Genomic DNA, 22,491 nt, shown 5'->3' on the forward strand with positions numbered 1-22,491 from the left:
GAAGGGCCCCCGAGCACGCCCCGGGTCCCGGCGGCTCAGCCGACCGGGGCCCGAGGCACGCGGGAAACGCCCGGACTCAGCCGGCCGGGGACGCGCCGAAGTCCAGCAGCACCTTGCAGGACCGGCTCCGGTCCGCCGCCAGCTCGAACGCCGACGCCGCGTCCCGCACCGGAACCACCGCGCTGACCAGCGCGTCGAACGCGGGCTCGGCCGCGAGCAGGCACAGCGCGTCGTCGAACTCGCCGTCGAAGCGGAACGCCCCGCGCAGCTCGATCTCCCGGCTCACCACCAGGTTCCCCGCGAAGGGGCTGTGCCCCGGCGGCAGCATGCCCAGCTGCACGACCACGCCGCCGCGCCGCACCAGCCGCAGACAGGTGTCGAGGCCCGCGGCCACACCGGAGGCCTCGATCGCCGTGTCCACCTCCGCCGGCCATCCGGAGTTCCCGGGGTCGTCGGCCCGTACGAGGGTGTCGGCGCCGGCGGCCCGGGCGTACTCCAGGGCCGCGGGCAGCAGGTCCGTCACCGTCACGTGGGCCGCGCCCGCCGCCTTCGCCGCCGCGACCACCAGGGCGCCGATCGGCCCGGCGCCGGTGACCAGCACGTGCCGCCCGGCCACCTCCCCGGACCGGCGCACGGCGTGCAGGGCCACGGACAGCGGCTCGGCGAGAGCGCCCCGGCGCGGGTCCAGGCCGGCCGGGAGGGGGCGCAACTGCTCGGCGGGGACGACGATCCGCGCCGCGAAGCCGCCCTGGACGTGCGGGAAGCGGGCCGCGCTGCCCAGATACCGGGTGTCCCGGCAGACGTTGCGCCGCCCGTCCGCGCACTCCGGGCACACCCCGCAGGGGGTCGCCGGGTGCACGGCGACGGACGTACCCGCCGCCGGTCCCGCCGTGTCCGGGGAGCCGTACGCCACGACCGTCCCGACCACCTCGTGGCCGAGCAGCATCGGCTCCCGCAGACGGAAGTCGCCGACGCCGCCGTGCCGCCAGTAGTGCAGGTCGGAGCCGCAGACACCGCCGTAACGCACGGCGACCAGCGCCTCGCCCGGACCAGGGCGGGGGACGGACACGTCCTCGACCCGCAGGTCGCCCGCACCGTGGATCACACAGCCCGGCGCGGAGGCATCCCCGGCGCTCACAGGACGCTCGTCATTCCGCCGTCGACGTACAGGATCTGCCCGCCGACGAAGTCCGCCGCGGGCGAGGCGAGGAACAGCAGCCCGCCCACCAGGTCCTCCGTACGGCCCCACCGGCCGGCCGGAGTGCGCCCGCGCACCCAGGCGCTGAACTTCTCGTCCTCGACCAGCGGCCGGGTCAGCTCGGTCTCGATGTAGCCGGGGCCGAGCCCGTTGACCTGGACGCCGTACGGGCCCCAGTCGGCGCACATGCCCTTGGTGAGCATCTTGAGCGCGCCCTTGGTGGCGGCGTAGGGCGCGATGCCCGGGCGGACCACCTCGCTCTGCAGCGAGCAGATGTTGACGATCTTGCCGTGGCCGCGCTCCGTCATCCGGCGCGCCGCCTCCCGGCCCACCAGGAAGGCGCTGGTGAGATTGGTGTCCAGGACGCGGTGCCAGTCCGCGTCCGCGAACTCCAGCAGGGGCGCCCGCAGCTGCATTCCGGCGTTGTTGACCAGGATGTCGAGCGGGCCCACCCGCTCCTCGACCTCCGCGATCCCGGCGGTGACGGACGGGCCGTCGGTCACGTCGAACACCGCCGTGTGAACCTCGCCGGGGAGCTGGGCGGCGGCCTTCGCGAGCCGGTCGCCGTCGCGTCCGTTGAGGACCACCCGGCAGCCGGCCTCCGCGAGGCCCCGGGCCAGCGCCAGCCCGATGCCCCGGCTGGAGCCGGTCACCAGGGCGGTGCGCCCGCCGATGTCGAAGAGGGGGTGAGCCGTCATCGTCGTGCTCCTGATCCTTTCTGACCCGTGCGTGGTGCGGCTATATGACCAGGGACAACAGCAGCACCAGGGCACCGGCGACCACGGAGATGATCGTCTCCATGACGGACCAGGTCTTGACGGTCTGGCCGACGTTCAGCCCGAAGTACTCCTTCACCAGCCAGAAGCCGGCGTCGTTGACGTGGCTGAAGAACAGCGAGCCGGCGCCGATGGCCAGGACCAGCAGGGCGGCGTGCGTGGTCGACATGTCGGCCGCGAGCGGAGCGACCAGACCGGCCGCCGAGACGGTGGCCACCGTCGCCGAACCGGTCGCCAGCCGGATCACCACCGCGATCAGCCAGGCGAGCAGCAGCGCCGGGATCGACCAGTCCTTGGAGATGTCCAGGACCATCTGGCCCACGCCCGAGTCGATCAGCGTCTGCTTGAAGCCGCCGCCCGCGCCGACGATCAGGAGGATGCCCGCGATGGGGGCGAGCCCCTTCTCGACCAGGCCGGAGAGACGGTCCTTGCCGAACCCGGCGGGCCGCAGCAGCGTGAAGATGCCGACGATCACCGAGACCAGCAGGGCGATCAGCGGGTTGCCGATGACGTCGAAGGTGCGCTGCACCACGTTCTCGGGGTCGTCGATGACGATGTCGACCAGGGCCTTGAGCAGCATCAGCACGACCGGCAGCAGGATCGTGGCCAGCGTGGCGCCGAAGCTCGGACGCTTGTCCAACTGCTCGGAGGCGCGCTGCGGGATCATGCGGTCGGGGGCCGGGACGTCCACCCAGCGGGCCGCGTACTTCGAGAAGACCGGACCGGCGATGATCACGGTGGGGATCGCGATCAGCACGCCCAGCGCCAGGGTCACACCGAGGTTGGCGTCCACCGCGTCGATGGCGACCAGCGGACCGGGGTGCGGCGGGACCAGGCCGTGCATCACGGACAGACCGGCCAGGGCCGGGATGCCGATCCGCATCAGCGAGTAGTTGCCGCGCTTGGCGACCATCAGGACGACCGGGATCAGCAGGACGATGCCGACCTCGAAGAACAGCGGCAGTCCGATGACCGAGGCGATCAGCACCATCGTCCACGGCATCGAACGCGGGGTGGCCTTGGCGAGGATGGTGTCCACGATCTGGTCGGCGCCGCCGGAGTCGGCGAGCATCTTGCCGAGGATCGCACCGAGGGCGATCAGGACGCCGACGCCCGCGACGGTGGAGCCGAGTCCGGCGGTGAAGCTGGTGATGACCTTGTCCAGCGGAGCCCCGGCGAATGCGCCGAGCGCCAGCGACCCGATGGTCAGCGACAGGAAGGCGTGCAGCTTGAACTTGGTGATGAGCAGGACGATGACGGCGATGCCCAGGAGCACGGCGATGCCCAGCTGAGCGTGGCCCGCCGAGGTGATCGGCTCGACGGGGTCCGCTGCCAGCATCTCGACGCTGAGTCTGGTCACGGTGGTTCCCTTGCGGTGATGGGGATTCGGGGGGAGTTCGGGGCCGTGCGCGCGGAGAGCGGCACGACCCCGGAGGTGGGGGGTGCGGGGGTTACTGGACCGGCTCGGGGAGGTCCCTCAGGGCGTCGACCGCCCGTTCGGTGATCTCCTCGGGGGTGCCGGCGACGTCCACCGCGACTCCCGCCTCGTCCGGCTGCAGCGGCTGGAGCGTGGCGAACTGGGAGTCGAGCAGGGCGGTCGGCATGAAGTGGCCCTGCCGGTGCGACATCCGGTCCTCGATCAGCTCACGGCTGCCCGTGAGATGCACGAAGACGACACCGGGAGCGGCGGCGCGCAGCCGGTCGCGGTACGACCGCTTCAGCGCCGAACTGCTCACCACCCCACCGAGCCCGGCACGCCCGTGCGCCCAGCCTCCGATGGCGTCCAGCCAGGGCCAGCGGTCCTCGTCGGTGAGCGGGGTGCCGGCCGTCATCTTGGCGATGTTGGCCGGTGGGTGGAAGTCGTCGCCCTCGGCGTAGGGAACGCCGAGCCGGGCCGCGAGCAGGGGACCGATGGTGGTCTTCCCGGTACCCGCGACGCCCATGACCACGACCACGTGGGGGGTGTGCAGTTGCTGCATCGCACTCTCGCTGTCTGCTGTCTTCGTCGACACCTGATGTCGACGCAACTGAAACTCATTAGTACGACAACTTCAAGAGTCTGTGACATATAAGTCTGACTTTTTGTTCCGGTGACGTGCCCCGTACGCTGAGTGCATGAGCACACCGGGCCGGGGGCTGCACGGCCGCGTACTGGACACCCTCGGCCCCGCGATCACAGCGGGCGAATACCCGGCGGGCAGCGTGCTGCGCACGGACGAGCTCGCCCAGCGTTTCGAGGTGTCGCGCTCCGTGATGCGGGAGGCGGTCCGGGTGCTGGAGTCCATGCACCTCGTCGAGTCCCGCCGCCGCGTGGGCGTCACCGTCCTCGCCGAGTGCGAGTGGAACGTCTACGACCCACAGGTCATCCGCTGGCGCCTGGCCGGCTCCGAACGCCCCCGGCAACTGCGCTCCCTGACCGTGCTCAGGTCCGCCGTCGAACCGGTCGCGGCGGGACTGGCGGCCCGGCTCGCCACGGCGGAGCAGTGCGCCGAGCTGACCGAGTGCGCGCTCGGCATGGTCGCCAACTCACGCGGTCACCGGCTGGAGGAGTACCTCTTCCACGACGTGGCCTTCCACCGCGTCATCCTCACCGCCTCCGGCAACGAGATGTTCGCCCGCCTCGGCGGCGTCGTCGCCGAGGTCCTGGCCGGCCGCACGCACCACGACGTGATGTTCGAGGACCCCGACCCGGCCGCCGTCACCCTGCACGTCCAGGTCGCCGAGGCGGTCCGGGCCCGCGACGCCGAGCGCGCGGAGCGACTGACCCGGGAGATCACCGAGGGCGCGCTGCAGGAGCTGGACATCCTGGCGCCCTGAGCGCCGAGGGCGCCAGGGGGAGGCGTCGTCAGTCGAGGAACTCCCCGTCCACGTACACCCACGCCCCGTCCAGCCGCTCGAACCGGCTTCGCTCGTGCAGCGAGCCGCCGCGGTAGGACGCCCGGAACGTCACGGTCCCGGTGGCGTGGAAGGCGGAGCCGTCGGACGTCCCCAGGATCTCCAGACCGGTCCACCGCACGCCCGGGTCGAGGTCGAGCCGCGCGGGCCGGGTCCGCGGGTGCCAGGTGCGCAGCAGATGGCCCGCGTCGCCCTTCGCGAAGGCGCTGTAGCGGGAGCGCATCAGGGCCTCGGCGGTCGGCGCGGCGGCGGTCCCGGCGTGGAAACGGCCGCAGCACTTCTCGTACGGCTCGGACCGCCCGCAGGGGCAGGCAGGGGTGGTCATGGCGACAACTCCAGGTGGTCGCGGCGACTGTCGTCGAAAAGCAGAAAACCCCTGCTCAGCAGGGGTTTCAGCTGGTGTCCGAGGGGGGACTTGAACCCCCACGCCCGATAAAGGGCACTAGCACCTCAAGCTAGCGCGTCTGCCATTCCGCCACCCGGACAAGGTGTCTGTCGCGCGGGGTGCTCCCCTTGGCGACGACGTAAACATTACCAGGCTTTCCGGGGTGGCCGATCACCCCCTCCTTGGGCCCGGACGGCTCAGGGAGGAGGATGAGGGGGACCCACCAGCAGTGACATGAGCAGTGACAGCGGGAGGAACCACGTGAGCGACTCGGGCACGGGCACCGGCACGGCCAGGAGTGTCACCGGCGAGGACGAGGTCGTCGACCTCTGCCGCGAGCTGATCCGGATCGACACCAGCAACTACGGCGACCACTCGGGACCGGGCGAGCGCAAGGCCGCCGAGTACGTCGCCGAGAAGCTCGCCGAGGTGGGACTCGAGCCGAAGATCTTCGAGTCCCACCCCGGACGCGCCTCCACGGTGGCCCGGATCGAGGGCGAGGACCCGTCCAGGCCCGCGCTGCTCATCCACGGCCACACCGACGTGGTCCCGGCCAACGCGGACGACTGGACCCACCACCCCTTCTCCGGGGAGGTCGCCGACGGCTGCGTGTGGGGGCGCGGCGCGGTCGACATGAAGGACATGGACGCGATGACCCTCGCGGTCGTCCGCGACCGGCTGCGCAGCGGGCGCAAGCCCCCGCGGGACATCGTGCTCGCGTTCCTCGCCGACGAGGAGGCCGGCGGCACCTACGGCGCCCGGCACCTCGTCGACCACCACCCCGACCTCTTCGAGGGCGTCACCGAGGCGATCAGCGAGGTGGGCGGCTTCTCCTTCACCGTGAACGAGCAGCGCCGCCTGTATCTGATCCAGACGGCCGAGAAGGGCATCCACTGGATGAAGCTCACCGTGGCCGGCACCGCGGGGCACGGGTCGATGATCCACCGCGACAACGCCATCACCGAGCTGTCCGAGGCCGTCGCCCGCCTGGGCCGGCACAAGTTCCCGGTCCGCGTCACCAAGACGACCCGGGCCTTCCTCGACGAACTCGGCGACGCGCTCGGCACCGAGTTGGACCCGGAGGACATGGACGGGACGATCGCCAGGCTCGGCGGGATCGCCAAGCTCATCGGCGCGACCCTGAGCAACACCGCCAACCCGACCCAGCTGGGCGCGGGTTACAAGGTCAACGTCATCCCCGGCGAGGCCACGGCGCACATCGACGGGCGCTATCTGCCCGGGTACGAGGAGGAGTTCCTCGCCGACCTCGACCGCATCCTCGGACCGCATGTGCGGCGCGAGGACGTGCACGCCAACAAGGCCGTCGAGACCACCTTCGACGGAGCGCTGGTCGACGCGATGCAGTCCGCGCTGGTGGCCGAGGACCCGGCCGCGAAGGCGATCCCCTACATGCTCTCCGGCGGCACGGACGCCAAGTCCTTCGACGACCTGGGCATCCGGGGCTTCGGCTTCGCGCCGCTCAAGCTGCCGCCCGAGCTGGACTTCGCGGGCATGTTCCACGGCGTCGACGAGCGGGTGCCGGTGGAGGGACTCCAGTTCGGCGTGCGGGTGCTCGACCGCTTCATCGACGCGTCCTGAATCGCCTGTGTGTACGGGAGGAGACCGGGACGAGTGAATGCGCTCATAAGCTCGTAGCCTCATTACTTCCTCCTCGTTACAGGTGATGCGATCGGCAATTTTGGGATCGCGTTTGCCAACTAGGAGGAACAATGCTCAAGAAGGTCGTCGCCGCCGCGGCTGCCACCGGTGGTCTGGTTCTCGCGGGCGCGGGCATGGCCGTCGCCGACTCCGGTGCCCAGGGTGCCGCCGTGCACTCGCCCGGCGTCCTTTCCGGCAACGTCGTTCAGGTTCCCGTGCACGTCCCGGTGAACGTCTGCGGCAACACGATCTCCGTGATCGGTCTGCTGAACCCCGCCTTCGGCAACGTCTGCGTCAACAAGTGACGTTGTGCCTCGCCCCGTGAGGATCTGATTCCGTCGGCCCCGGAGTGCACGCCATGTGCTCCGGGGCCGACGGCCTTTCGGGGGACATTCGAGGCGAGGGGACGACGGCAGCGCCGGAATTCCGGCACGCTCGCATTCTCGGTACCACGGGACCAGACAAGGCAGGGATTCAGAACATGCGACAGGTCACCCGCAAGGGCCTGATGACGATGGCGGCGGCCACCGGCGTGATCGCCGCCGCGGGCGGCAGCGCCCACGCGGACTCGGGCGCGCACGGCTCGAGTTCGGGCTCGCCCGGCGTACTCTCCGGCAACACGGTGCAGGCCCCGGTGCACGTGCCGGTGAACGTCTGCGGCAACACGGTGGACGTGGTCGGCGTCCTCAACCCGGCGATGGGCAACTCGTGTGCCAACAAGGGCGGCGGCGCCACCGGAGGGCACGGCGACTCCGGCTCCGGCGGATACGGCGACTCCGGGAGTCATGACGGGGCGCACGGCGGCTCGCACGGCGGCGGGGGCTCTCACGCGGGCGGCCACGCCTCGGACTCGCCGGGCGTCGGCTCCGGCAACCACGTCGAGGTGCCGATCGACGTGCCGGTGAACGTGTGCGGCAACAGCATCGACGTGATCGGCGCCCTCAACCCGGCCTTCGGCAACGACTGCGACAACGGGGGCGGAGGCGGGAACCACTCGACGCCGCCCGGCGACCACGAGACGCCTCCCGAGAAGCCGGGCAACCCCGACAACCCCGACACCCCGGACAACCCGTCCGGTTCGGACGGCGATACGCCGGGCGACTCCACGGACGACAACCAGCCGGGCACCCAGACCGTCGCCCAGCCGGGAGGCGGCGCGGCGCTCGCCGAGACCGGCAGTGACCTGCCGCTGGGCCTCGCCCTCCCGGTCGGTGCCGGAGCGCTGCTCGCGGGCACGGTGCTCTACCGCAAGGCACGCGCCTCGGCGTGAGACGGGCGCACCGGCACACGCAGCGGGCTCCGCACCGGCGGGGCCCGCTCCGTGTCCGCCTCCGTCACTCGGGCCCGACCGGGCCGGGGCCCCGGATCACCAGGTGGCGCGCACCTGGCGGATGATCCGCCGCCGCAACCGCACCTTGCGGCTGCCGTCACGCAGCAGGGTCAGGCGGTACAACTCCCAGTGTCCGTACTCGGCATGGTCCGTCAGCTGACGTGTCGCCTCCTTACGGGTGACCCCGCGCGGTAGGTACACATCGACAAATTCGTATTCCGGCATCGAATCTATTGTGCGGGCTGGGGCCCGGTACGGATAGCGTCTGCACTATGTCTGATGCTGCGCAGCCCACCGCTGCCGAGGTACGCGCCGCCGCCGAGGCGGTCAAGACCGCGCTCGACCGCCACCTGGCCGCGGTCGAACGCCGGTCGGGAGAGGAAGACCCGGCCGTCTACGACGCGTTCAACGAGCTGGCCGCGGCCGCGGAGGCGTACGACGAACTGCTCTACGACCGGTACGACGAGGTCACGCCCTTCGAGATCCCCGGCGAGGACACCTTGCCGCCGTACACGGGCCCCGAGGAACCCAGCGCGCTCAGCGTCCTGATCCGCCGCGACTACGAGGTCGCCGAGCCGCAGCGCCTGATGGCCCAGGCCCGACGGGTCGAGGCGGCGGACGAGGAGGGCCCGGGCGCGGAGACCTCGGACACGGTGCACGGGGCGCTCGGCCTCCTGTTCGGCGAGTTCGAGCCGGACGAGATCGCCTCCCGGCACAAGGAGTTCGGGCTGGAGGAGGGCGACTCCACGCTCTGGGTGACGGCCGCGGACGAGAGCGCCGAACCGGGGGAGTGGCTGGAGGCCCCGTTCGAACAGGTCGACCCGCAGCGGGTGGTCTGCCGCTTCGACGTCAGCGCGGTCTTCGACGAGGCGTTCGACGACGGCCTCGACGACGGCGACGAGGACGACGGCGACGGCGATCTGCCGGAGCTGGACGAGGACCTCGACACGGACCTCGACACGGACCTGGAGGAGGACGGTGAACCGGCACGCCTGGAGGCGGACCGCTGAGTTCCGGAGCCACGGCACGGAGCCGGGCGGGCCGGGCGCCGTGAACCCGGCACGGTGTCGGCCGCGTGCCGTGGCCGCCCGGCAGCGTACGGCCGGGCGGGCGGCAGGCAATCGGTGCCCGTGGTCGGACGTGGTCAGTCGGTGACCGGGACCTGAGGGGTGAGCAGGACCGGCAGCCTGGTCGTGCGCGGCTTGGCCGGGACCTCCGCCACGGCGCGGGGGAGGGCCTGCTCCACGCCGTGCACCACGGACAGGTGCCGGGCGGCACGGCCGAACGCCGTGTAGATCCAGGGGCGGCTGAGTGCCTGCACGGCGTCGCCGGGCAGGACCACGACCACGGCGGGCCAGCGGCCGCCCAGCGCCTGGTGGGCGGTCAGCGCCCAGCCGTGCCGCACGGACCCATCCACCCGCTCCCTGGGCACGACCACGGTCTCGCCCGCGCACGACAGGTGCAGCCCGTCGGCGTCGGCCGTCACCACCCGGCCCGGCAGCACCCGGCCCGGCGCGGGGGAGTGGACGACCCGGTCACCGGGGTCGAAGCCGCCGAAGCGGCCGGGTCCGGGGTTGAGGAGCTCCTTCAGCGCGGCGTTGAGCACGCGCGTGCCCGCCGCGCCGCCGTGGCCCGGCGTGATCACCTGGGTCTCCTCGGCCGGAACGCCGATCGCGCGCGGCACCGAGTCCGCGACGAGCTGGACGGTGCGGTGCACGGCCTCGCCCGCGTCCCGCACCGGCACGATCACGATCTCCTTGCCGGGCGCCTCCACCTGGCCCAGCTCGCCGATGCCGACGCCGGAGACCAGTTCACCGAGGGGACCGGGGTCCGGGAGCCGCGAGGCGACCTGGGGACAGACCCGTGCCGCCAGCAGGTCCGCGAAGACCCGTCCGGGGCCCACGGACCAGAGCACCGCCGGGTCGCCGGCCAGCACCAGCCGGGCCCCGTCCGGCAGTGACTCCGCGAGCAGGGCGCCCGCCTCGACGTCGAGCTGGGGTGCGTCGAGGACGACGAGCAGATCGAGGTCCAGCGCCCCGTCGGCGTCCCGCCCCGGCCCCTCGGCGCCGGTCAGGAGTCCGGTCAGGGTGACGACGGCGGCAGCGGCCGGCCCCGGGGCGGCCGAGTCGGCCGGCGGGGCGCCCAGCAGGGCGGCGAAGCGGTCGCGGCCGAGCGGGCCGGGTGCGGCGGCCCAGGCCCGCAGGCCCAGGGAGTGCGCCGCGTGCAGCAGGGCGGCGGGCTCGGCCAGGGACGCCTCGCCGCCGGTGTGCAGGACCAGCCCGTGGGTCGCGACGGCACGGATCAGATCGGCGGCGGAGCCCGGCGCGGACGCGGCGGCCTCCTCCCAGTCCGCGGCGGAACCGTCCTGCTTGGGCGCCGAGTTGACCAGCCGGGCCAGACCGTCGGCGAGGCTCTCCTCGGCGAGCGCGTACCGCTCGAGACCGATCAGCACCCGGACCGGACGCTCCTCGCCCTCCTCGCCTTCCCCGCTCTCAGCGCCCTCTGCGTGTGCGTCCTCCGCACCGCCCGCCGTGCGCTCGGGTCGGGCACCGGGCTCCTCCAGCGCGTCCTGGAAGGCGAGTGCCTCGCCCTCGGCGAGCGTGCTCTGCACGGCCGCGTCGGGGTCCGGAACGCCCCGCTGGGCCAGCGTGGCGGTCAGCCGCGGCAGCTCCAGCGCCGTGTGCCCGGCCAGGGCCGCCTGCTCCAGCAGCCAGACGGTGACGGCACGGCCGCGCCGCTCGTCGTCCGGGCCGCACTCCGCGCCGAGCAGGGCCCGGGCGAACCCGTCGGCCTGCTCCGGCCGCACGCCGCCGACCCGGAGCAACTGCCAGGGGTCGGCGCGCAGCGCGTCCTCCGCGCCCTCGCCCAGGAGCGCGGCGGTCTGCGGCGCCAGCGCTTCGGGGGCGCCGCCCTCGGCCAGCACGCGACGCACCGACTGCACCGTCTCCGGCGCCGGACCCGCAGGACCCGCAGGACCCGCGGGACCGACGGACCCGGCGTGGGCGGCGGGCGGCGCGGCGGCCTCCGGACGGGCCCGTCGTACCGGCTCAGGGGCGGGGCGGCGCGCGGGCTCGGGGGCCTCGAAGACCGTGGCCGCCGGTTTCTCGCCGCTCTCCACGGCGCGTACGGCGGCGAGCAGATCGGCCGCCGAGCCACTCAGCTTCCCCCCGGCGTCGATCGGCCCCTGCTTCTCCGCCTTCCGCCGCTCGATCCGCTCCCGCTCGGCCCGCTGCGCCGCCAGCTCGGCCTCGGCCTCGGACACCTGCGCGGCCGCCTCGACCCCGTCCCCGGCATCGGACGCCTGCCCGGCGGACTCGTCCGGCGCCACCTCGGAGGCGGCCCCCGCACTGGCCCCCGCATCGGCCGCGGTGTCCGGCTCGGCGGCGTCCGGCGCGGACACCTCGGCCGTGCCGGCGGCCTCGGGCGCGGAGGCCTCGGCCGTGCCCGGGGTCTCCGGCCCGGTGTCCACGGCGTCCGTGGCGTCCTTCGAGACGGGCTCGGGCTCCGTGCTCACAGCGTGCTCCAGTCGTGATCGGGATAACGGTGCACGGGCGCCGACACGTCGTCGAGCGCCCGGCAGATCTCGTCAGGAAGACTAAGCGTCTCCACTGACAACGCCGCCGTGAGCTGCTGCGCGGTGCGCGGGCCGATGATCGGGGCGACCACCCCGGGCCGGTCGCGGACCCAGGCGAGCGCCACCTGGAGCGGGGTCACCGCGAGCCCGTCCGCCGCCGTCGCGACCGCGTCCACGATGTGCCCGGCCGTGTCGTCGAGGTAGGGCTCGACGAACGGGGCCATGTGGTCCAGGGCGCCCCGCGAGTCCGGGGGCGTGGTGTCCTTGCGGTACTTGCCCGTGAGCACCCCGCGGCCCAGCGGGGACGAGGGGAGCAGACCGATCCCCAGGTCCAGGGCGGCCGGCAGCACCTCCCGCTCGACGCCCCGCTGGAGCAGCGAGTACTCCATCTGGGTGCTCGCCACCCGGTTGCGGACCCCCGGCGCCGCCAGCTGCCAGGTCGCCGCCTTGGCCAGCTGCCAGCCGCAGAAGTTCGAGACCCCCGCATAGCGCGCCCGGCCGCTGCTCACCGCCACGTCCAGGGCGTGCAGCGTCTCCTCCAGCGGCGTGTGCGGGTCGAAGGCGTGCAGGTGCCACACGTCGACGTGGTCCGTGCCCAGGCGGGCCAGGGAGGCGTCCAGCGCGGAGAGCAGATGGGCGCGCGAACCGTCGAACCGGCGGTCGGGATCCGGAACGCTGCCCGCCTTGGTCGAGATCACCAGGTCCCGGCGCGGCACCAGGCCCTCCATCAGACGCCCGAGCAGGTACTCGGACTCCCCGTCGCCGTACACGTCCGCCGTGTCGACGAGCGTCCCGCCCGCTTCCCAGAAGGTCTTCAAGAGGTCCGCGGCGTCGTGCTCGTCCGTGTCGCGGCCCCAGGTCAGGGTGCCGAGACCGATGCGGGACACGCGCAGGCCGGTGCGGCCGAGATGCCTCTGCTCCATGAACGCCGACACTACTGGCCGCGGCTTGCCCCGTGGGGGCCTGTGGACAACCCATTTCCGCGCGCTAAGGTCGGGGCACCAGCCACGTTACTGATCGGTAAGGGGAATCGGCCATGCAGCTCGGGATCAACCTCGGCTACTGGGGTGCCGGAATGGACGCGGACAACCTGGCCGTCGCCCAGGAGGCCGACCGGCTCGGATACGCCGTGTGCTGGGCCGCCGAGGCCTACGGTTCCGACGCGGCCACCGTGCTCACCTGGGTCGCCGCCCAGACCGAGCGCATCGACGTGGGCTCGGCCATCTTCCAGATCCCCGCCCGCCAGCCCGCCATGACCGCGATGACCGCCGCCACCCTGGACTCCCTGTCCAAGGGCCGCTTCCGCCTCGGCCTCGGCGTGTCGGGACCGCAGGTCTCCGAGGGCTGGTACGGCGTCAAGTTCGACAAGCCGCTCGCCCGCACCCGCGAGTACGTGGAGATCGTGCGCAAGGCGATGACCCGGGAACGGTTGTCCTACGAGGGACGGCACTGGACGCTTCCGCTGCCCGACGGCCCCGGCAAGCCGATCAAGCTGACCGTGCACCCGCAGCGCGAGCACATCCCGCTGTACATCGCCGCCATCGGCCCGAAGAACCTGGAGCAGACCGGCGAGATCGCCGACGGCGCCCTGCTCATCTTCCCCTCCGCCGACCACCTGGAGGAGACCGCCGTCAAGCACCTGCGCGCCGGACGCGAGAAGGCCGGCAAGACCCTCGACGGGTTCGACGTCTGCCCGACCCTGCCGCTCGCCCTCGGCGACGACAAGGACGTCACCACCCTCGCCGACACCTTCCGCCCCTACACCGCGCTCTACGTCGGCGGCATGGGAAGCCGCAGGCAGAACTTCTACAACCAGCTCGCCCAGCGCATGGGATACGAGCGGGAGGCCGCCGAGATCCAGGACAAGTACCTGTCCGGCGACAAGCAGGGCGCCGCCGAAGCCGTACCCCACGAGCTGATCGACCAGACGACCCTGCTCGGCTCCGTCGACCGCATCGCCGACCGGATGAAGGCCTACGCCGCGGCCGGCGTCACCACCCTGACCCTCGCCCCCGCGGGCTTCACCCTGGACGAGCGGATCGCCGCCCTGCGCGCCGGCACCGAGGCCCTGGAGCGCGCCGGACTGGCGTAGGAGGCGGAAAGTTTCTGCGGCCGTGGTGGGGGCTCGGGGGTCTTCCCCGCCACGGCCGTCACGGGGAACAACGCGCCCACGCGCGCGGGGTTACGCCTCCGCGCTTGTCCGGCCGTCCTTCTTTCGGCGCAGTCGTGCGCCGCACCTGTTGCCGTGCCCCCTCGCCCGCACTTGACTCGGCTTCGCGGAGTGTGCGGAACCTGCGGACCACGCAGCGGCAGAGAGGTGCCCCGATGCTTTCGGCCAAGAGCCTTTTCCAGGAGATCCTCGACAACGACGAGGCGTTTCGCCTCTTCTGCTCCATCGCGGCCAGCGGTGAGTCCCAGGGCGGCTGGGAGAACGCGCGCATCGCGGCGCTGGTGCCGGAGAGCGAACGCGCCCTCGCCCCCAAGATCACCCGGCACGGCGCGGACGAGGACAAGCACGGCCGGATCTTCAACGCCCTGCTGAAGAAGCGCGGCCTCGAACCCGTCGAGGTACCGGCCGACACCGACTACACGATGCTCCTGGAGCGGCACGGCATCGGCCTCGCCCACGAGAAGCTCAAGGCCGACCAGCCGCTCACCGTCCGGGACATCATCACCTACCTCGCCCACAGCAGGGTCACCGAGCAGCGCGCGGCCGAACAGATGGCGATGCTCGTCAAGTACTTCGCCGACCATCCCGACCTGGGTCGGGCGGTCCGGATGATCTCCGCCGACGAGGACAACCACCTCGCCTACTCCCACGAGGAACTGCTCCGCTACGCCGCGGCGGGGCACGGCCCGTACATCCGGCGCACCCTGCGCGAGTGCGCGCACGCCGAGATCCGCGTCCACCGCGACGTCAGCCTCGCCGTGATGGCCCGCATGGGGCGCATCCTCGGCTGGTCGCGCGCCAGGTCGGCGCTGCTCGCGGCGGGCATCCGCGCCATGTACGCCGCCGAGCGGGCGGTGGGCTGGCGGCGCATGGTGGGCCTGCGGGCGCCCGAACGGCGCGACGCGCTCGGCGGACCCGCCACCGCGGCCCCCGAGGTCGCCTGACCTGCCCGGGCCCCGAGCCCTGCAGGCCGCCCGACCGCCACCGGCTTCCCCTACAGCCAGCCCCGGCGCTTGAACTGCCGGTACAGCAGCACCTCCAGGGCGGCCATCAGCGCGATCACCGCCGGATAGCCCCACACCCAGTGCAGCTCCGGCATGTGGTCGAAGTTCATGCCGTAGATCCCCGCGAGCATCGTGGGGACCGCCGCCATGGCCGCCCACGCGGAGATCTTCCGCATGTCGTCGTTCTGCCGGACGCCCGTCTGCGCCAGATGCGCCGACAGAATGTCCGACACCAGCCGGTCCAGGCTCTCCACCGACTCGTTCACGCGCGTGAGGTGGTCGCTCACGTCCCGAAAGAAGGGCCGCGCCTTGTCGTTCACGAACGGCACCGTGCCGCCGTAGCCGCTCGTACCGGCCAACCGGGCCAGCGGCGGCGCGAGCGGGCCCGTCGCCCGGCGGAACTCCAGCACCTGCCGCTTGAAGGTGTAGATCCGCGACGCGGTGTGCCGGGAGCCGCCGCCCTCCGGCGAGAAGACCTCCGCCTCCAGCTCCTCCAGGTCGGTCTGCAGCTCGACCGCCACGTCCAGGTAGTGGTCGACGGTGGCGTCCGCTATCGCGTACAGCACCGAGGTGGGGCCCTTGCCCAGCAGTTCCGGCTCGTGCTCCAGCCGCTGCCGCACGGCCTTCAGCGGGGCGCCCTCGCCGTGCCGGACCACCACCGCGAACGCGTCACCCAGGAAGATCATGAGCTCGCCGGTGGAGACCGCGTCGCTGTCCGGCTCGTACACCACCGGCTTCAGGACGGCGAAGAGCGAGTCGTCGTACACCTCCAGCTTGGGCCGCTGATGCGCCTTGAGCGCGTCCTCCACCGCCAGCGGATGCAGCGCGAACTCCTGGCTGACCAGGTCGAACTCCTCCTCCGTCGGCTCGTGCAGCCCGATCCACACGAAACCGCCCGCCCCCCGCGCCGCACCGAGCGCGTCGGAGAGGTCCTCGGGCCCGTCCGTGCGGTGCCCGTCCCGGTAGATGGCACAGTCGACGATCACCGAACCCATTCTCCCCTCGCCCGGACGCCCCTGCGCCGCGCCGTACGCCTACCCTGGCCGCATGCCCACGCTGATCCTGGTTAGGCACGGACGCTCCACCGCCAACACCGAGGGACTGCTCGCTGGCTGGACGCCCGGCGTCGCCCTCGACGAACGCGGCGCCGCGCAGGCCGCCGCGCTCCCCGGGCGGCTCGCCGGCCTGCCGCTCTCCGAGATCGTCACCAGCCCTCTGCAGCGCTGCCGGGAGACCCTCCGGCCGCTGCTCGACGCCCGGCCCGAACTGCGGGCGCACACCGACGAACGGATCGGGGAGTGCCACTACGGCGACTGGTCCGGCCGCAAGCTCGCCGAACTCAAGGACGAGCCCCTGATGGAGGTCGTCCAGGCGCACCCCTCCGCCGCGGCCTTCCCCGGCGGCGAGTCGATGCGCGCCATGCAGACCCGCGCCGCCGAGGCCGTACGCGAGTGGAACGCGCGCGTGGAGCGCGACCACGGACCCGACGCCGTCTACCTCATGTGCTCCCACGGCGACATCATCAAGTCCCTCGTCGCCGAGGCCCTCGGCCTCCACCTCGACCTCTTCCAGCGGATCTCCGTCGAGCCCTGCTCCGTCACCGCGATCCGCTACACCCGGCTGCGCCCGTTCCTCGTCCGCCTCGGCGACACCGGCGACTTCGCCTCCCTCGCCCCGCGCGAGCAGCCGCCCGGTGACGAAGCGCCGGTCGGGGGTGGTGCGGGCGCACCGTGATCGTCCGCCGCAGTAGGGTGAACCGGTCGCGGCAGCACTGCCCCCGATCTTCCGCTTTCCCCGACTCCCATGGAGACAGGACGTGTCCCGTCAGGTGTTCCTCTACGACCAACCGGAACGTTTCGTGGCCGGTACGGTCGGGCTGCCCGGGCGCCGTACGTTCTTCCTCCAGGCCTCCGCCGGCTCCCGGGTGACCAGCGTGGCCCTGGAGAAGACCCAGGTCGCCGCCCTCGCCGAGCGCATGGACGAGCTTCTGGACGAAGTCGTACGGCGCAGCGGCGGCAGCACCGCCGTCCCCGCCACCGCACCCACCGGGCCCGCCGACACCGCGCCCCTCGACACCCCCGTCGAGGAGGAGTTCCGCGTCGGCACCATGGCGCTGGCCTGGGACGGCGAGGACCAGCGCATGATCGTCGAGGCGCAGGCCCTCGTGGAGCTGGACGCCGAGTCCGAGGAGGACCTGGCGGAGGCCGAGGAACGGCTCCTCCAGGACGAGGAGAACGGCCCGCCGATGCTCCGGGTCCGCCTCACTGGCGCGCAGGCCAGGGCCTTCGCCAAGCGCGCCCTCGACGTCGTCAACGCCGGGCGGCCGCCGTGCCCGCTGTGCAGCCTCCCGCTCGACCCGGAAGGACACGTATGTCCGCGCCAGAACGGATACCGCCGCGGAGCGTGACCACCGACGCGGCGGCGGCCGAACTGCTCGCCCTGGGCGAACTGACCGTACGCGGACGCATCCGTGACGCGTCCAACGCGGCGCTGTACTGCACGGTGACGCACGAGGGACGCGAGGCGGCCTGCGTCTACAAACCGGTCGCCGGGGAACGCCCGCTGTGGGACTTTCCCGACGGCACCCTCGCCCAGCGCGAGGTCGCCGCCTACGAGGTCTCCGAGGCCACCGGCTGGGGCCTGGTCCCGCCCACCGTGCTGCGCGACGGCCCGTACGGCGAGGGCATGGTCCAGCTGTGGATCGAGGCCGTCCCGGACACGGAACTGCTCGCCCTGGTCGACGAGGAGGAACCGGGCCCGGGCTGGAAGGGCATCGCCCTGGCCGAGGTCGGCGAGGGCCGCACCGCGCTGCTCGTCCACGCCGACGACGAACGGCTGCGCCGGCTCGCCGTACTCGACGCCGTGATCAACAACGCCGACCGCAAGGGCGGCCACCTGCTGCCCGCGGCGGGGGAGCGCCTGTACGGCATCGACCACGGGGTCACCTTCAACGCCGAGAACAAGCTGCGCACCCTCCTGTGGGGCTGGGCGGGCGACCCGCTCACCGCGGAGGCCCTGGCGGTCCTCGACGCCCTCAGACAGGCGCTGAAGGACGGCGGCACCCTGGCGACCCGGCTCGCCGCGCTCATCACCGGCGCCGAACTCGACGCCACGCGCGCGCGGGTCGACGCCCTGCTGGCCTCCGGAAAGCACCCGGAACCGAACGGCGAGTGGCCGGCCATCCCGTGGCCGCCGGTGTAGAGACCCCTTGCCACGCCGGCCGGTGATGCGCAAGAACGCCTTACCGGCCATCCGGCCCGGTCCGGTTCGTGTACGGAACATCCGTCCGGTTAGGCTCATGACATGCATGCCTGGCCCGCTTCCGAGGTCCCCGCCCTGCCTGGTCAGGGCCGCGACCTGAGGATCCACGACACCGCGACCGGCGGCCTGGTCACCCTCGACCCCGGTCCCGTCGCCCGCATCTACGTCTGCGGCATCACCCCGTACGACGCCACCCACATGGGGCACGCGGCGACCTACAACGCGTTCGACCTCGTGCAGCGCGTGTGGCTCGACACCAAGCGGCAGGTCCACTACGTCCAGAACGTCACCGACGTGGACGACCCGCTCCTGGAGCGGGCCGTGCGCGACGGGGTCGACTGGACCGCCCTCGCCGAGCAGGAGACCGCCCTCTTCCGCGAGGACATGACGGCGCTGCGGATGCTTCCGCCCCGGCACTACATAGGCGCCGTCGAGGCCATACCCGGCATCGTCCCGCTCGTCGAACGACTGCGCGACGCGGGGGCCGCCTACGACCTCGAGGGCGACGTCTACTTCTCCGTGGAGGCGGACCCGCACTTCGGCGGCGTCTCCCACCTCGACGCCTCCGCGATGCGGCTGCTGTCCGCCGAGCGCGGCGGCGACCCCGACCGGCCCGGCAAGAAGAACCCGCTCGACCCGATGCTGTGGATGGCAGCGCGTGAGGGCGAGCCCAGCTGGGACGGCGGCACGCTCGGCCGCGGACGCCCCGGCTGGCACATCGAGTGCGTCGCCATCGCCCTCGACCACCTCGGCATGGGCTTCGACGTCCAGGGCGGCGGCTCCGACCTCGCCTTCCCGCACCACGAGATGGGCGCCTCGCACGCCCAGGCCCTCACCGGTGAGTTCCCGATGGCCAAGGCGTACGTGCACGCCGGCATGGTCGGTCTCGACGGCGAGAAGATGTCCAAGTCCAAGGGCAACCTGGTCTTCGTCTCCCAGCTGCGGCGCGAGGGCGTCGACCCGGCCGCCATCCGGCTCTCCCTTCTCGCCCACCACTACCGCTCCGACTGGGAGTGGACCGACCAGGTGCTTCAGGACGCCCTCGCCCGCCTCGACCGCTGGCGCGCCGCCGTCTCCCGCCCCGACGGCCCACCCGCCGAGGCCCTTGTGGAGGAGATCCGCGAGGCCCTGGCCAACGACCTGGACTCCCCGACCGCCCTGGAAGCGGTCGACCGCTGGGCAGCCCTCCAGCAGGAGTCCGGCGGCACGGACATCGGCGCCCCGGGCGTGGTCTCCCGAGCAGTGGACGCCCTCCTGGGCGTGGCCCTGTAAGCCAGCCAACCCGCGTAGCTGTGGGCGGTTCGTGCCTCCCCCCAGTGCCTGAACGGCCTGGGAGGCACCCCCAGGGCGGCACGGGTGGGCACAGCGGCACCCGGCAAGCGCCGGTTCGCATCCCCCGCAGTGACCCGCACGTAAACGAGTGAGGGGGCGCTCCCACCAGGGAAGCGCCCCTCACTCGTGTCCAACCGGCTCAGTCCTCCGAGGACTCCTCGTCCTCCCCGCCTGCCTTCGGCGGCTTCGGCGGCCGGCTCCGCCCACTCGGGTTGTCCCGCAGAAACGGCGTTCCGGCCGGACCCTCGCCCCCGTCCGCCGTGGCGTGCCCGCCAGGCCCCGCGGGCCCCGTCCCGGCCCCGTCCCGGCGCCGCAGATACCGCTCGAACTCCCGCGCGATCGCCTCGCCCGACGCCTCCGGCAGCTCCGCCGTGTCCCGGGCCTCCTCCAGCGACTGCACGTACTCGGCGACCTCGGTGTCCTCCGCGGCCAACTGGTCCACGCCCACCTGCCAGGCACGCGCGTCCTCGGGCAGCTCGCCCAGCGGGACCCGCACGCCGATCAGGTCCTCCAGCCGGTTCAGCAACGCCAGCGTGGCCTTCGGGTTCGGCGGCTGCGACACGTAGTGCGGCACCGCCGCCCACAGCGACACGGCCGGCACGCCCGCGTGTGTGCACGCCTCCTGGAGGATGCCGACGATGCCCGTGGGCCCCTCGTACTTGGTCTCCTCCAGGTCCATGCGCCGGGCCAGGTCGGCGTCCGACGTGGTCCCGCTGATCGGCACCGGCCGGGTGTGCGGCGTGTCGCCCAGCAGGGCGCCCAGGACGACCACCATCTCGACACCCAGCTCGTGGGCGAAGCCCAGCAGCTCGTTGCAGAACGAGCGCCAGCGCATGGACGGCTCGATGCCCCGCACGAGCACGAGGTCGCGCGGTTTCTCGCCGCCGACCCGGACCACCGAGAGCCGCGTCGTCGGCCAGGTCACCTTGCGGACGCCGTCCTCGATGAAGACGGTGGGACGGTTGACCTGGAAGTCGTAGTAGTCCTCGGCGTCCAGCGCCGCGAACACCTCGCCCTTCCACTCCCTGTCGAGATGCGCGACCGCGGTGGAGGCGGCGTCACCGGCATCGTTCCAGCCCTCGAACGCGGCCACCATGACCGGGTCGACCAGCTCGGGAACCCCCTCGAGCTCGATCACCCAGCGCCTCCTTCCGACGTGCCCTCGCGTACCCCCCAACCTTACGGCGTGCCGAGGGGCCGCCCGCAGCCCCTTTGCACGGGGCGGTGAACGGATCACTGCCCCGTGCCCGGCGTGCGGACACCCGCCGCCCGTCGTTGAAAGAGGTCCCTACTTCTTGTCGAGCACGTCCTGGACCTGCGCGCGGACCTCGTCCGTGGCCAGGCCGCGGATCGTCAGCGTCGTACGGCGGCGCAGCACGTCGTCCGCCGTCTCGGCCCACTCGTTGTCCCGGGCCCACACGACCTGCGCCCAGATCTCCGGGGCGTCCGGGTGGACACGCTGCGCCAGCTCCGGGCTCTCGTTGGCGAGCCGGGCGATGTCGAAGGCGAGCGAACCGTAGTGCGTGGCCAGGTGCCTGGCGGTGTCGGCCGCCATGCGCGGGCCGGGCGCCGAGCCGTCCACCAGCAGCCGGTGGGCCACTGCGCGCGGGTTGGCGACGCCGGGCAGCGGCAGCTTCTTCGGCAGCGACGCGATCGGCTCGAAGTCGTCGCCCAGCGGGTGGCCCGGCAGCGCCTCCAGCTTCTTCATCACCGTACGGCCGATGTGGCGGAAGGTGGTCCACTTGCCGCCCGCGACGGACAGCATGCCGCCCCGGCCCTCGGTCACCACCGTCTCGCGCTTGGCCTTCGCCGTGTCGCCGGGGCCGCCCGGCAGCACGCGCAGGCCCGCGAAGGAGTACGTGATGAGGTCCCGGTCGAGCTGCTGGTCGCGGATGGAGAACGCGGCCTCGTCGAGTATCTGGGCCACGTCCTTGTCGTTGACCGCGACGTCCGCCGGGTCGCCCTCGAACTCCTCGTCGGTCGTGCCGAGCAGCAGCATGTCCTCCCAAGGGAGGGCGAAGGTGATCCGGTACTTGTCGATCGGGGTGGCCAGCGCGGCCCTCCAGGGCGCGGTGCGCTTGAGTACCAGGTGCGCGCCCTTGGACAGGCGGATGGACGGCGCCGCGTTCGGGTCCTCCATACGGCGCAGGTGGTCGACCCACGGGCCGGTGGCGTTGAGCACCAGGCGGGCGTTCACCCCGAACTCGTCGCCGGACAGCCGGTCCTTCAGCTCGGCGCCGGTCACCCGGCCGTTGGTGAAGCGCAGCCCCGTGACCTCGGCGTGGTTGAGGACCACCGCGCCGGACTCGACCGCCGCGCGGACGGTCATCAGCGCCATGCGGGCGTCGTTCATCTGGTCGTCGCCGTACACGGCCACGGCCTTCAGGTTGTCGGTGCGCAACTCGGGCACGTCCTGCGCGGCCTTGGCCGGGGAGAGCAGGTGGCCGACGCCGTCGCCGAACGCGGACAGTGCCGAGTACGCGAAGACACCGGCCCCGAGCTTGGCCGCGCCGTGCGGCCCGCCCTTGTACACGGGGAGGTAGAAGGTGAGCGGGTTCGCCAGGTGGGGGGCCACCTGGCGGGAGACCGCACGGCGCTCGAAGTGGTTCTCCGCCACCAGCTTCACCGCGCCGGTCTGCAGGTAGCGCAGACCGCCGTGGAGCAGCTTGGAGGAGGCGGAGGAGGTGGCGCCGGCGAAGTCGCCGGCGTCGACCACGGCCACCCTGAGGCCGGACTGCGCGGCGTGCCAGGCGGTGGAGATGCCCAGGATGCCGCCGCCGATCACGAGAAGGTCGTACGACGCCTTGGAAAGCTGGTCCCGGGTCTCGGCCCGGCTCGGGTTCGAGCCGGAGGCCGGGTGCGTACCCAGGGCAGGCACGGACTGCAGGGTGGACTGCGTGGTCATGG

General features: G+C 72.6%; 22 protein-coding genes and 1 tRNA gene. 11 read left to right on the forward strand and 12 right to left on the reverse strand.

Annotated elements, in window-relative coordinates:
• Window positions 1-76: 76 nt before the first annotated feature.
• The 4 genes from AB0P07_RS06885 to AB0P07_RS06900 form a co-directional block, all read right to left on the reverse strand.
• Window positions 77-1,138: an L-idonate 5-dehydrogenase gene (locus AB0P07_RS06885; protein ID WP_365546178.1), complete on the reverse strand. Its 1,062-nt coding sequence runs from the start codon at window positions 1,136-1,138 to the stop codon at window positions 77-79.
• A complete protein-coding gene (locus AB0P07_RS06890; RefSeq protein ID WP_365546180.1) occupies window positions 1,135-1,896 on the reverse strand; it encodes an SDR family oxidoreductase in 762 nt (253 codons plus the stop codon). The genes AB0P07_RS06885 and AB0P07_RS06890 overlap by 4 nt, the downstream gene beginning before the upstream one ends.
• A 40-nt stretch (window positions 1,897-1,936) precedes the next feature.
• Window positions 1,937-3,334 carry a gluconate:H+ symporter gene (locus tag AB0P07_RS06895; protein ID WP_365546183.1) on the reverse strand — a complete coding sequence of 466 codons (1,398 nt, stop codon included), beginning with the start codon at window positions 3,332-3,334 and terminating at the stop codon, window positions 1,937-1,939.
• Between the two features lie 91 nt (window positions 3,335-3,425).
• Entirely contained in the window at window positions 3,426-3,953 is a 528-nt protein-coding gene (locus AB0P07_RS06900; protein ID WP_365546186.1) for a gluconokinase, read from the reverse strand.
• Window positions 3,954-4,089: 136 nt separating this feature from the next.
• On the opposite strand from AB0P07_RS06900, the gene AB0P07_RS06905 reads away from it, so the two are divergent.
• Window positions 4,090-4,791, forward strand: coding sequence for an FCD domain-containing protein (locus AB0P07_RS06905; RefSeq protein ID WP_365546188.1), 702 nt, complete (start codon window positions 4,090-4,092; stop codon window positions 4,789-4,791).
• A 28-nt stretch (window positions 4,792-4,819) separates the two neighbouring features.
• On the opposite strand, the gene AB0P07_RS06910 is transcribed toward AB0P07_RS06905, so the two are convergent.
• Entirely contained in the window at window positions 4,820-5,194 is a 375-nt protein-coding gene (locus tag AB0P07_RS06910) for a YchJ family metal-binding protein (protein ID WP_365546191.1), read from the reverse strand.
• Between the two features lie 72 nt (window positions 5,195-5,266).
• A tRNA-Leu gene (locus AB0P07_RS06915) sits at window positions 5,267-5,354 on the reverse strand.
• A gap of 134 nt (window positions 5,355-5,488) precedes the next feature.
• Between AB0P07_RS06915 and AB0P07_RS06920 the strand changes: the two genes are divergently transcribed.
• The 3 genes from AB0P07_RS06920 (at window position 5,489) to AB0P07_RS06930 (ending at window position 8,183) form a co-directional block, all read left to right on the forward strand.
• Window positions 5,489-6,853 (forward strand): M20/M25/M40 family metallo-hydrolase, encoded by a 1,365-nt coding sequence (locus AB0P07_RS06920; RefSeq protein ID WP_365546194.1) that lies wholly within the window; start codon window positions 5,489-5,491, stop codon window positions 6,851-6,853.
• Between the two features lie 131 nt (window positions 6,854-6,984).
• Window positions 6,985-7,218 carry a chaplin ChpH gene (gene chpH, locus AB0P07_RS06925; protein WP_019325258.1) on the forward strand — a complete coding sequence of 78 codons (234 nt, stop codon included), beginning with the start codon at window positions 6,985-6,987 and terminating at the stop codon, window positions 7,216-7,218.
• 176 nt (window positions 7,219-7,394) lie between these two features.
• The gene (locus AB0P07_RS06930; protein ID WP_365546198.1) at window positions 7,395-8,183 is read left to right on the forward strand and encodes a chaplin family protein; all 789 of its coding nucleotides are present in this window, start codon (window positions 7,395-7,397) and stop codon (window positions 8,181-8,183) included.
• A gap of 96 nt (window positions 8,184-8,279) precedes the next feature.
• On the opposite strand, the gene AB0P07_RS06935 is transcribed toward AB0P07_RS06930, so the two are convergent.
• On the reverse strand, window positions 8,280-8,468 hold the full coding sequence (locus tag AB0P07_RS06935) for a DUF5703 family protein (RefSeq protein ID WP_007388288.1): 189 nt from the start codon (window positions 8,466-8,468) through the stop codon (window positions 8,280-8,282).
• Between the two features lie 47 nt (window positions 8,469-8,515).
• Between AB0P07_RS06935 and AB0P07_RS06940 the strand changes: the two genes are divergently transcribed.
• Window positions 8,516-9,253 carry a hypothetical protein gene (locus tag AB0P07_RS06940; RefSeq protein WP_365546201.1) on the forward strand — a complete coding sequence of 246 codons (738 nt, stop codon included), beginning with the start codon at window positions 8,516-8,518 and terminating at the stop codon, window positions 9,251-9,253.
• Window positions 9,254-9,387: 134 nt separating this feature from the next.
• Here AB0P07_RS06940 and AB0P07_RS06945 read toward each other — a convergent pair whose 3' ends face one another.
• The gene (locus AB0P07_RS06945; RefSeq protein ID WP_365546204.1) at window positions 9,388-11,757 is read right to left on the reverse strand and encodes a helix-hairpin-helix domain-containing protein; all 2,370 of its coding nucleotides are present in this window, start codon (window positions 11,755-11,757) and stop codon (window positions 9,388-9,390) included.
• Window positions 11,754-12,740, reverse strand: coding sequence for an aldo/keto reductase (locus tag AB0P07_RS06950; RefSeq protein ID WP_365546207.1), 987 nt, complete (start codon window positions 12,738-12,740; stop codon window positions 11,754-11,756). The genes AB0P07_RS06945 and AB0P07_RS06950 overlap by 4 nt, the downstream gene beginning before the upstream one ends.
• 113 nt (window positions 12,741-12,853) lie before the next feature.
• On the opposite strand from AB0P07_RS06950, the gene AB0P07_RS06955 reads away from it, so the two are divergent.
• Both AB0P07_RS06955 and AB0P07_RS06960 read left to right on the forward strand, forming a co-directional pair.
• Entirely contained in the window at window positions 12,854-13,909 is a 1,056-nt protein-coding gene (locus AB0P07_RS06955) for an LLM class F420-dependent oxidoreductase (protein ID WP_365546209.1), read from the forward strand.
• Between the two features lie 233 nt (window positions 13,910-14,142).
• On the forward strand, window positions 14,143-14,931 hold the full coding sequence (locus AB0P07_RS06960; protein ID WP_365546211.1) for a ferritin-like domain-containing protein: 789 nt from the start codon (window positions 14,143-14,145) through the stop codon (window positions 14,929-14,931).
• A 50-nt stretch (window positions 14,932-14,981) separates the two neighbouring features.
• Here AB0P07_RS06960 and corA read toward each other — a convergent pair whose 3' ends face one another.
• On the reverse strand, window positions 14,982-15,977 hold the full coding sequence (corA, locus tag AB0P07_RS06965; RefSeq protein ID WP_365546214.1) for a magnesium/cobalt transporter CorA: 996 nt from the start codon (window positions 15,975-15,977) through the stop codon (window positions 14,982-14,984).
• Window positions 15,978-16,038: 61 nt separating this feature from the next.
• On the opposite strand from corA, the gene AB0P07_RS06970 reads away from it, so the two are divergent.
• From AB0P07_RS06970 to mshC, 4 genes are all read left to right on the forward strand, one after another.
• On the forward strand, window positions 16,039-16,725 hold the full coding sequence (locus AB0P07_RS06970; protein ID WP_365546217.1) for a histidine phosphatase family protein: 687 nt from the start codon (window positions 16,039-16,041) through the stop codon (window positions 16,723-16,725).
• 82 nt (window positions 16,726-16,807) lie between these two features.
• Entirely contained in the window at window positions 16,808-17,398 is a 591-nt protein-coding gene (locus AB0P07_RS06975) for a DUF3090 domain-containing protein (RefSeq protein ID WP_030187752.1), read from the forward strand.
• A complete protein-coding gene (locus AB0P07_RS06980) occupies window positions 17,362-18,192 on the forward strand; it encodes an SCO1664 family protein (protein ID WP_365546220.1) in 831 nt (276 codons plus the stop codon). Before AB0P07_RS06975 ends, AB0P07_RS06980 begins: the two co-directional genes overlap by 37 nt.
• A 102-nt stretch (window positions 18,193-18,294) precedes the next feature.
• Window positions 18,295-19,524 carry a cysteine--1-D-myo-inosityl 2-amino-2-deoxy-alpha-D-glucopyranoside ligase gene (mshC, locus tag AB0P07_RS06985; protein ID WP_365546223.1) on the forward strand — a complete coding sequence of 410 codons (1,230 nt, stop codon included), beginning with the start codon at window positions 18,295-18,297 and terminating at the stop codon, window positions 19,522-19,524.
• 199 nt (window positions 19,525-19,723) lie between these two features.
• On the opposite strand, the gene parJ is transcribed toward mshC, so the two are convergent.
• Together parJ and AB0P07_RS06995 are read right to left on the reverse strand one after the other, a co-directional pair.
• Window positions 19,724-20,722, reverse strand: a complete 999-nt coding sequence (parJ, locus tag AB0P07_RS06990) for a filament polymerization regulator ParJ (protein WP_365546226.1) — start codon at window positions 20,720-20,722, stop codon at window positions 19,724-19,726.
• 150 nt (window positions 20,723-20,872) lie between these two features.
• Window positions 20,873-22,489 (reverse strand): glycerol-3-phosphate dehydrogenase/oxidase, encoded by a 1,617-nt coding sequence (locus AB0P07_RS06995; RefSeq protein WP_365546229.1) that lies wholly within the window; start codon window positions 22,487-22,489, stop codon window positions 20,873-20,875.
• Window positions 22,490-22,491: the final 2 nt, after the last annotated feature.

This window comes from Streptomyces sp. NPDC085944, assembly GCF_040686295.1.
Classification (GTDB): Bacteria; Actinomycetota; Actinomycetes; order Streptomycetales; family Streptomycetaceae; genus Streptomyces; species Streptomyces salinarius.

What these genes read in the sequence shown, in the direction of transcription:
- AB0P07_RS06890 (WP_365546180.1), bottom strand. Translation starts at nt 1,896, where the DNA reads ATGACGGCTCACCCCCTCTTCGACATCGGCGGGCGCACCGCCCTGGTG.
- AB0P07_RS06900 (WP_365546186.1), bottom strand. Translation starts at nt 3,953, where the DNA reads ATGCAGCAACTGCACACCCCCCACGTGGTCGTGGTCATGGGCGTCGCG.
- AB0P07_RS06905 (WP_365546188.1), top strand. Translation starts at nt 4,090, where the DNA reads ATGAGCACACCGGGCCGGGGGCTGCACGGCCGCGTACTGGACACCCTC.
- AB0P07_RS06910 (WP_365546191.1), bottom strand. Translation starts at nt 5,194, where the DNA reads ATGACCACCCCTGCCTGCCCCTGCGGGCGGTCCGAGCCGTACGAGAAG.
- AB0P07_RS06920 (WP_365546194.1), top strand. Translation starts at nt 5,489, where the DNA reads ATGAGCAGTGACAGCGGGAGGAACCACGTGAGCGACTCGGGCACGGGC.
- chpH (WP_019325258.1), top strand. Translation starts at nt 6,985, where the DNA reads ATGCTCAAGAAGGTCGTCGCCGCCGCGGCTGCCACCGGTGGTCTGGTT.
- AB0P07_RS06930 (WP_365546198.1), top strand. Translation starts at nt 7,395, where the DNA reads ATGCGACAGGTCACCCGCAAGGGCCTGATGACGATGGCGGCGGCCACC.
- AB0P07_RS06935 (WP_007388288.1), bottom strand. Translation starts at nt 8,468, where the DNA reads ATGCCGGAATACGAATTTGTCGATGTGTACCTACCGCGCGGGGTCACC.
- AB0P07_RS06940 (WP_365546201.1), top strand. Translation starts at nt 8,516, where the DNA reads ATGTCTGATGCTGCGCAGCCCACCGCTGCCGAGGTACGCGCCGCCGCC.
- AB0P07_RS06950 (WP_365546207.1), bottom strand. Translation starts at nt 12,740, where the DNA reads ATGGAGCAGAGGCATCTCGGCCGCACCGGCCTGCGCGTGTCCCGCATC.
- AB0P07_RS06955 (WP_365546209.1), top strand. Translation starts at nt 12,854, where the DNA reads ATGCAGCTCGGGATCAACCTCGGCTACTGGGGTGCCGGAATGGACGCG.
- AB0P07_RS06960 (WP_365546211.1), top strand. Translation starts at nt 14,143, where the DNA reads ATGCTTTCGGCCAAGAGCCTTTTCCAGGAGATCCTCGACAACGACGAG.
- AB0P07_RS06970 (WP_365546217.1), top strand. Translation starts at nt 16,039, where the DNA reads ATGCCCACGCTGATCCTGGTTAGGCACGGACGCTCCACCGCCAACACC.
- AB0P07_RS06980 (WP_365546220.1), top strand. Translation starts at nt 17,362, where the DNA reads ATGTCCGCGCCAGAACGGATACCGCCGCGGAGCGTGACCACCGACGCG.
- mshC (WP_365546223.1), top strand. Translation starts at nt 18,295, where the DNA reads ATGCATGCCTGGCCCGCTTCCGAGGTCCCCGCCCTGCCTGGTCAGGGC.
- AB0P07_RS06995 (WP_365546229.1), bottom strand. Translation starts at nt 22,489, where the DNA reads ATGACCACGCAGTCCACCCTGCAGTCCGTGCCTGCCCTGGGTACGCAC.